Annotated in this window: 8 protein-coding genes; 6 read left to right on the forward strand and 2 right to left on the reverse strand. The window is 74.7% G+C overall.

Going from position 1 to position 7,788, the window contains the following annotated elements; translation table 11 throughout:
* The first annotated feature begins 224 nt into the window (after positions 1-224).
* From ACFVHV_RS08900 to ACFVHV_RS08910, 3 genes are read left to right on the forward strand one after another with little or no spacing between them, the layout of a single operon-like run.
* Entirely contained in the window at positions 225-1,199 is a 975-nt protein-coding gene (locus tag ACFVHV_RS08900) for an ABC transporter ATP-binding protein (RefSeq protein ID WP_380350111.1), read from the forward strand.
* On the forward strand, positions 1,196-1,918 hold the full coding sequence (locus tag ACFVHV_RS08905; protein WP_359903634.1) for an ABC transporter permease: 723 nt from the start codon (positions 1,196-1,198) through the stop codon (positions 1,916-1,918). The genes ACFVHV_RS08900 and ACFVHV_RS08905 overlap by 4 nt, the downstream gene beginning before the upstream one ends.
* Before the next feature lie 8 nt (positions 1,919-1,926).
* Positions 1,927-3,168 carry a histidine kinase gene (locus tag ACFVHV_RS08910; protein ID WP_359903631.1) on the forward strand — a complete coding sequence of 414 codons (1,242 nt, stop codon included), beginning with the start codon at positions 1,927-1,929 and terminating at the stop codon, positions 3,166-3,168.
* 23 nt (positions 3,169-3,191) lie between these two features.
* Here ACFVHV_RS08910 and ACFVHV_RS08915 read toward each other — a convergent pair whose 3' ends face one another.
* Both ACFVHV_RS08915 and ACFVHV_RS08920 read right to left on the reverse strand, forming a co-directional pair.
* Positions 3,192-4,613, reverse strand: a complete 1,422-nt coding sequence (locus ACFVHV_RS08915) for a sensor histidine kinase (protein ID WP_380350114.1) — start codon at positions 4,611-4,613, stop codon at positions 3,192-3,194.
* Positions 4,607-5,281: a response regulator transcription factor gene (locus ACFVHV_RS08920; protein WP_359903625.1), complete on the reverse strand. Its 675-nt coding sequence runs from the start codon at positions 5,279-5,281 to the stop codon at positions 4,607-4,609. The genes ACFVHV_RS08915 and ACFVHV_RS08920 overlap by 7 nt, the downstream gene beginning before the upstream one ends.
* 146 nt (positions 5,282-5,427) lie before the next feature.
* Here ACFVHV_RS08920 and murJ point away from each other — a divergent pair, with 146 nt between their 5' ends.
* From murJ to ACFVHV_RS08935, 3 genes are read left to right on the forward strand one after another with little or no spacing between them, the layout of a single operon-like run.
* The gene (gene murJ, locus ACFVHV_RS08925; protein ID WP_359903622.1) at positions 5,428-7,002 is read left to right on the forward strand and encodes a murein biosynthesis integral membrane protein MurJ; all 1,575 of its coding nucleotides are present in this window, start codon (positions 5,428-5,430) and stop codon (positions 7,000-7,002) included.
* Positions 6,999-7,319, forward strand: a complete 321-nt coding sequence (locus tag ACFVHV_RS08930; RefSeq protein WP_359903620.1) for a hypothetical protein — start codon at positions 6,999-7,001, stop codon at positions 7,317-7,319. Before murJ ends, ACFVHV_RS08930 begins: the two co-directional genes overlap by 4 nt.
* Before the next feature lie 14 nt (positions 7,320-7,333).
* Positions 7,334-7,687, forward strand: a complete 354-nt coding sequence (locus tag ACFVHV_RS08935) for a hypothetical protein (protein WP_380350118.1) — start codon at positions 7,334-7,336, stop codon at positions 7,685-7,687.
* Positions 7,688-7,788: the final 101 nt, after the last annotated feature.

Genomic DNA, 7,788 nt, shown 5'->3' on the forward strand with positions numbered 1-7,788 from the left:
GCGGGGGGGGGGGGGGGGGGGGGGGTGTCCCCCCCCCCCCCGCCCCGTTTGGGGGGGCGGGGCCCCGGGCGGGGGGACGCGCCCGCCGGCATGACATCCGTCATGCCGAAGGCACGACGGCGGACACTGCCGCCGCCACCCGCCCGCGCGGGACTCTGAGGTGGTGCGAACAGCACCGACCGTGACGCCACGAGCGTGACACCATCAGGGAGAGGAGCCGGGCGATGGGTACCGAGGTGGCCGCCTTCCGCGGCGTGGGCAAGAGCTACGGGCGGGTGCGCGCCGTGGACGGACTGGACCTCGTGCTGAGGCCGGGCGAGACCGTCGCCCTGCTCGGGCCGAACGGCGCCGGGAAGTCCACCAGCCTGGACCTGCTGCTCGGCCTGCGCGAGCCCGACCGGGGCAGCGTGACCCTGTTCGGCGGCACCCCGCGGGCGGCGATCGAGGCCGGCCGGGTCGGCGCGATGCTGCAGAGCGGCGGGCTGATGACCGACGTCAAGGTGCGCGAGCTGGTGCGGCTCGCCTGCGACGTGCACCCGCGCGGCCGGCCGGTCACCGAGGTGCTGACCGACGCCGGGATCACCGAGCTGGCGGAGCGGCGGGTCGACAAGCTGTCCGGCGGCCAGGAGCAGCGGGTCCGCTTCGCCCTGGCCATCGCCGGCGACAACGACCTGATCGTGCTGGACGAACCGACCACCGGCATGGACGTCGGCGTGCGGCAGTCGTTCTGGGCGAGCATGCGCGCGCAGGCCGACGCCGGGCGCACGGTGCTGTTCGCCACCCACTACCTGGAGGAGGCCGACTCGATCGCCGACCGCGTCCTGGTGCTGCACCGGGGCCGGCTGATCGCCGACGGCAGCTCGGCGGAGATCAAGGCGCGGGCCGGCGCCCGCCGGATCGCCTTCGAACTCCACGACGCGGACGGCGGGTTCGAGGAGCCCGTGCTGCGCACCCTGCCGGGCGTGCGGTCGCTGGACGTCACCGCGAGGGTCCTGGGGGTGCGGACGGTACGGATCCGGACCGCGGACGCCGACGCCACCGTGGCCGGGATCTACCGGGCGGGGCTGTACCCGCGCGGGCTGGAGGTCGCCGGCGTGGGCCTGGAGCAGGCCTTCCTGACCATCACCGGCGAACTGGACCGCGAGGACGGCGCCGGGGACGCCGGCCGCGAGAGCACCGAGAAGGAGACCGTGCGATGACCACCCTGATCCGGCTGGAGATCCTGCGGACCCTCCGCAACCGGCGCTACCTGCTCTTCACCGTCGCCTACCCGGCGCTGATGTACTTCTTCTTCATCAACGCCTACGGCTCCACCCAGCTCGCCGGGGGCCTGCCGGTGAAGACCTACTTCATGGTCTCGATGGCCACCTTCGGCGCGGTCGGCGCGGTGCTGACCGGCAGCGCGCAGCGGATCTCGCTGGAGCGCAAGAGCGGCTGGGTGCGCCAGCTGCGGCTGACCGCGCTGCCCGGCCGGGCGTACACCGTCGGCAAGATCGCGGCGACCGCCGTCACCACGCTGCCGGCGATCCTGGTGGTCTTCGCGGTCGGCGCGAGCCAGGGCGTCTCGCTGAGCGTGCCGCAGTGGCTCGGGCTGGCGGCCGCGCTCTGGCTGGGCAGCTTCGTCTTCGCCGCGCTCGGGGTGGCGCTCGGGTACGCGGCGGCGCCGGACGCGGTGCAGCCGATCGTGATGATCACCTACATGGCGATGGCCCTGCTCGGCGGCACCTGGTTCCCGGTGAGCGGCTCGCTGGAGAGGTTCGCCCGCTTCAACCCGGTGTACCTGTACAACCGGCTGGCCGACTTCACCCGGCCCGGGCACTCCCTGGACACCGGCGCGGTCGCCGGGCTGGCCGCCTTCCTCGTGGTGTTCGGCGCCGCCGCGGCGGCCCTGTACCGCCGCGACAGCCGCCAGGCATGATGATCGACATGAGTGACGCGCGCCAGGCCCACCGCCCCGACGAACCGCCGGAGGCGGGCGTGGCGCGCGCGTCCTTCATGAACGTGCCCGGTTCCCCGGTGGAGAGCAGGCGCCAGCTGCTGGTCAAGGTCGCCTGGATGATGCTGTGGATGCTCTACCTGGCATACCCGGCGGGTGACCTGCTGAACGGCGGCCACACCACGGCCGGGACGGTGCTCGGCTGGTGCTGCCTGGCCGGGTTCGTGGCCGCCTACGTGCTGCTGGTGGTCTTCCGCTCGCAGGCCGGGATGCGGCCGCGGGCCTGCCTGGTGGTCGTCACGACGATGGTCGGGCTCGCCGTCGCCGCCCCGGTCGGCCTCGGAGCCGCGTTCCTGACGCTGTTCATCTACGCCTCGGTGTGCGTCGCGATCATCGTGCCGACCCACTACGCGCTGCGCGCCCTGGTCGCCATGGCCGTGCTCACCGCCGCCGTCGGGACGGGCATCGGGGCCGGCGTCGACAACGTCTCCACCTTCGCGCTCAGCGCCTTCCTCTCCGGCATCGCGATGACCGGTCTCCAGCGGCTCGTCGCCACCATGAAGGAGCTGCGCGAGGCCCGGGCCGCGGTCGCCCACCTGGCGGCCTCCGAGGAGCGGCTGCGGCTGGCCCGCGACCTGCACGACCTGCTCGGGCACTCGCTGTCGCTGATCACCCTGAAGAGCGAGCTGGCCGGGCGGTTCATGGACGCCGGCAAGGACGAGGCGGCGCGGGCGCAGGTCGCCGACATCGAGCAGGTCGCCCGGCAGTCGCTGATCGACGTCCGGGAGGCGGTGACCGGCTTCCGTCGCCCGACCCTGCCGGTCGAACTGGCCGCCGCCCGTACCGCGCTGGCCGCCGCGCAGGTCCGGCTGGAGGCCGCGCCGGAGCTGGTGGACGCCTGGCCGTCGCTGGCCGACGAGGAGACCGGGGCGCTGGCCTGGGCGCTGCGCGAGGCCGTCACCAACGTGGTCCGGCACGGCGAGGGCGCCACCGTCTGCACGGTGACGGCGGACGAGAGCTGGGAGGCGAGCGGCGAGCGCTGCGCCGTCCTGGAGATCACCGACAACGGGCGCGGGCCGGGCAAGTCCCAACCGGGCAACGGCCTGTCCGGGCTGGAGGAGCGGCTGGCCCTGGTCGGCGGGCGGCTGGAGACCGGGCCGGGGGAGCGGGGGAGGGGCTTTCGGCTGAGGGCCTCGGTGCCGCTGCGGACGGTGTCCGCGGCCACGCCCTAGAGGCGCCCCGGCCACGCCCCGGACTAGGAGTCCCGTCCGGCCGACGGCAGTTCCAGCACGAAGCGGGCGCCGTACGGGGCGTGGGCGACCCGCAGGGTGCCGCCGTGCCGGGTCGCGATGTCCGCCGAGATGGCCAGGCCCAGACCGCTGCCGCCGGCGTCCCGGCTGCGGGCCTCGTCGAGCCGGGTGAACGGCTCGAAGATCCGCTCGCGGTCCTCCGGCGGCACGCCCGGGCCGTCGTCCCGGACCTCCAGGACACAGCCGTGCACGGTGTGCCGCACGGACAGCACCACCTCGGCGGCCGCGTGCCGCTGGGCGTTGTCCAGCAGGTTGCGCACCAGCCGGTGCAGCCGGATGCGGCTGCCGCGCACCAGCACCGCTTCGGGCGCGTCCACCAGCAGGGCGAGCCGGGCGCCGACGACCGGGCGGTACTGGTCGGCGAGTTCGCGCAGCACGGCGGACAGGTCGACGTCGGTGAGCCGGCCGGCCGACGCCGGGTGCGAGTCCCGGGCCAGGAACAGCAGGTCCTCGGTGAGCTGCTGGAGCCGCTCGACCGAGGTGAGCGCCTCCCGGGTGGTGGCCGGCCAGTCGGTGCGCTCGGGGTGCGCCAGCGACACCTCCAGATTGGTGCGCAGCGCGGCGATCGGGCTGCGCAGCTCGTGCGAGGCGTCCGCGACGAAGCGCTGCTGCTGCACGGCGGAGCGCTCCAGCCGGTCCAGGGTGGCGTTGGTGGTCCGGGCCATCCGGGTGAGCTCGTCGCCGGCGCGCGGCACCGGGACGCGGCGGTCCAGCCGGTGCTCGCCGATCTCGGCCAGCCCGGCGCGGATCGCCTCCACCGGGCGCAGCGCCCGGCTGGTCGCCGCCCAGGCCACCAGTGCGACCAGCAGCGCGGCGGCCGGCACGCCCAGCTGCAGCACCGGGTCGATGGTGTGCAGCGAGGCCTCGGCGGCGAACGGGGTGACCAGCACGTACACCGTGAACGGGCCGGCCATCGGCTTCGTCTGGTCGCCGTCCTTGCGCAGCAGGGGGCTCCAGCTGCCCATCGCGGTGAAGGTGCGTCCCGAGTAGCGGTTGGCCGCGGCCGTGCCCGCGGGGCCGATGGTGATCCGCTGGACGGACTGCCAGTCGTCCCGGGCCAGATGCGGCACGGAGGCGGGCGGGGGCCCGGCCAGGTGCTGGGTGGTCAGCGTGCCGCCCATGAACAGCACCTGGCCGTCGCCGCCCAGCACCACGTACGGCAGCCTCCAGTTGTCCACCAGCTGCTGGCCGAGCTTGTAGCCGTTGCTGAGGTCGTGGGACTGCGACTTGGCCTCCGCCTGGGCGGCCTCCAACTGGGCGTCGTACAGGTGGCCGCGCAGCCACCAGGCGCCGCCGCCGAGCAGCAGCAGCGCGGTCAGTCCGGCCGCCAGCGAGGTGCGCAGGCGGGTGGAGAGGCGGCTCAGCACGGTGCGGTCTCCAGTCGGTAGCCGGCGCCGCGCACCGTGGTGATCGAGCGGACGCCGAACGGGGTGTCCACCTTGCGGCGCAGCATGCTGACGTACACCTCGACGATGGACTCCTCGCCGTCGAAGGCGATGTCCCACACCTCGTCGACGATCCGGCGCTTGGAGAGCACCTCGCCGGGGTGCTCGGCCAGGCAGCGCAGGACGGCGAACTCCCGCTCGGTGAGGGTGATCTCGGCGCCGCCCCGGCCGCAGCGGCGGCCCGCCGGGTCCAGCCAGAGGTCGCCGACCCGCAGCAGCGGGCCCGGGGTCTGGCTGCGGCGGAGCAGGGCGCGCAGCCGGGCCAGGAAGACCAGGTAGGAGAACGGCTTGGTGAGGTAGTCGTCGGCGCCGGTGTCCAGGCCCTCGGCCTCGTCGTACTCGCCGTCCTTGGCGGTCAGCATCAGGATCGGGGTGGTGACGCCGTCGAAGCGCAGCGCCTCGCACACCTTGTAGCCGTTCAGGCCGGGCAGCATGATGTCGAGCACGATCGCCCGGTAGGCGTGCCGCTGGGCCAGCCGCAGGCCGGTGAGACCGTCCGGGGCGAGGTCGACGGTGTAGCCCTCCGCCTCCAGACCGCGCCGTACGGCCGCCGCGACCTGGGCGTCGTCCTCCACCACCAGAATCTCCATGCGGATCAGGATGCCATCGGCGCCGGATCCGTTCCTTAAGCCGCCTTCAGCTTTCTCAGCCTCGCTTCAGGGGAGCCGGAGCATGCTCTCGCCGGTTTCGCCGATCCGTCCGGGTCGGCGCTGCTCGGAGCGGGAGGGACCGGCGGATGAGTGTTCCGGAAGGCCCCGCGGTGCCCGTCCGGCACCGCAGGCCGCGCCGTGCGCTCCCGCCCGGCCTGGTGATGGCGGCCGGGACGGTGGTCTCCCGGGCCACCGGCTTCGTCCGCTCGGCGCTGCTGGTGGCGGTCCTCGGCTCGGGGCTGCTCGCGGACGGGTACAACGTGGCCAACACGGTGCCCAACATCCTGTTCGTGCTGCTGATCGGCGGTGCGCTGAACACCGCGCTGGTGCCCCATCTGGTGCGCGCCGCCAAGGAGTCGGCGGACGGCGGGGCGGCGCACACCGACCGGCTGGTGACGGTGCTGGTGGTCGCCCTGCTGGTGCTGACGGCGGTCGTGGTGCCCGGCGCGCCGTACGTGGTGCGGGCCTACACCTCGTACGACGGTGCCCAGTTGGACCGGACGGTGCTGCTGGCGTACCTGTGCCTGCCGCAGGTGTTCTTCTACGGGCTGTTCACGGTGCTCGGTCAACTCCTCAACGCCCGGCGGCGGTTCGCGCCGATGGCGTGGGCGCCGGTGCTCAACAACCTGGTGGTGATCGGGGTGTTCGGCGCCTTCGTCGGCCACCGCTCCTTCGACGAGCGGGACCTGACGGTGCTCGGGGCCGGGACGACGGCCGGCGTGGTGGCCCAGGGCCTGGTGCTGCTGCCCTGCCTGCGGGCGGCCGGGGTACGGCTGCGGCCGCGCTGGGACTGGCGGCGGGCGGGGCTCGGCGAGCCGCTGCGCGCCGCCGGGTGGACGCTGCTGCTGGTGCTCGCAGACCAGGCGGGCTACTGGGTGGTCACCAGGCTGTCGACCTCGGTCGGCGCGCAGGCCGCCGCGGCCGGGCTGCCGGGCGTCGGGTACACCGCCTACAGCAGCGCGTACCTGCTGTGGATCGTGCCGCACGGGGTCGTCACGGTGTCGTTGGTGACGGCGGCGGTGCCCGCGCTCAGCGCGTCCGCCGACTCCCCGCGGGCCGTGCGGGCGCTGCTCGCCCGGACCGTGCGCACCGTCGCGGTGGTCACCGTCCCGGCGGCCTGCGGGTTCGCGGTCCTCGCGCCGCAGCTGTGCGCGCTCGCCTTCGGGCACGGGAGCACCGACCCCGCCGACGTCCGGGCCATCGCCGGGATGCTGACCGCCTTCGCGCCCGGCCTGGTCCTCTACTCGGCCTCGTACGCGCTGACCCGCGCCTTCTACGCGCTGGGCGACAGCCGCACGCCCTTCCTGCTCAACCTGCTGCCGGTCGCCGCCACGGCCCTGGGGGCGGTGCTCTGCCACCGGCTGCTGCCGCTGCGCTGGGCCGTCACCGGGATGGCCGGCTGCTACGGGGGCTCGTTCCTGCTGACCGTCCTGGGCGCCTCCCTGCTGCTGCGGCGCCGCCTCGGCCCGGTGCGGGTCCTGGGCGACCACGCCAGGCTGCTGCTCGCCGCCCTCCCGGCCGCCACCGCGGCCTGGTGGACCGCGCGGTACGGCCTGGCGCCGGCCGCCGCCACCCTCGTTGTCGGCTACCTCCTGCTCGCCCACCTCCTGCGGGTCGACGAACTGTCGGCCCTCACCACACGATTGCGCAGACGCCCATGACTCTCCTTCCCACCGATGTCGCCCGCGTCCTCGACGTCCTCCTCCCGGAGGGCCACCCCCTGCGCGCCCAGGTCCCGCACCTGCGCGTGGAGTCCCGCTGCCGGTGCGGCTGCAGCACGGCCCTCTTCGCCGGCGTCGCGGACGGCGCCCGCTCGGACGTGGTGGCCGAGGCGGCGATCGGCTCCGACGGCGAGATCCTGCTCTTCGCCGAGGACGGCCGGCTCTCCTGGCTGGAGGTCTGCTCCTGGAGCGACCCCAAGCTCACCCTCGCCGACGCGGCCCGCTTCCTGCGCGGGGAACCCGGGCAGCCGGGGTGAGCGTCCTTTCGGACATGCCCACCGTTCTCGTTCTCGGCTTCGACCCGCACACCGTCCCCGGCACGGACGGCGACGCCGTGCGGGCCCTCCTCGACGCCGAACTCGCCCGCTTCGCCGAGCAGGGCATCGACGCCGCCGTCGCGCTGGTCGCGCCCGACGACACCGCCGAACCCGCCGTGGTCGCGGCCCTCGCCGGGCGCGGGTGGGACGTCGTCGTCATCGGCGGCGGCATCCGCAAGCCCGAGCCGGCGCTGCCCTTCTTCGAACTCGTCGTCAACCTCGTCCGCCGCCACGCCCCGCAGGCCGCCATCGCCTTCAACACCAGCCCCGCCGACAGCGTCGAGGCCGCCCGGCGCTGGCTGCCGTAGCGGGAGGCCGGCCCCGCCGGCCGCCCGCGCCCCCCCGCGCCCGGACTCCCCCGCGCGGCCCGGGCCCGTCGGGCGGTGTATTATAAACAAAAGAAGCTGCC

The organism is Kitasatospora sp. NPDC127116 (genome assembly GCF_042677365.1).
Classification (GTDB): domain Bacteria; phylum Actinomycetota; class Actinomycetes; order Streptomycetales; family Streptomycetaceae; genus Kitasatospora; species Kitasatospora lactacystinica.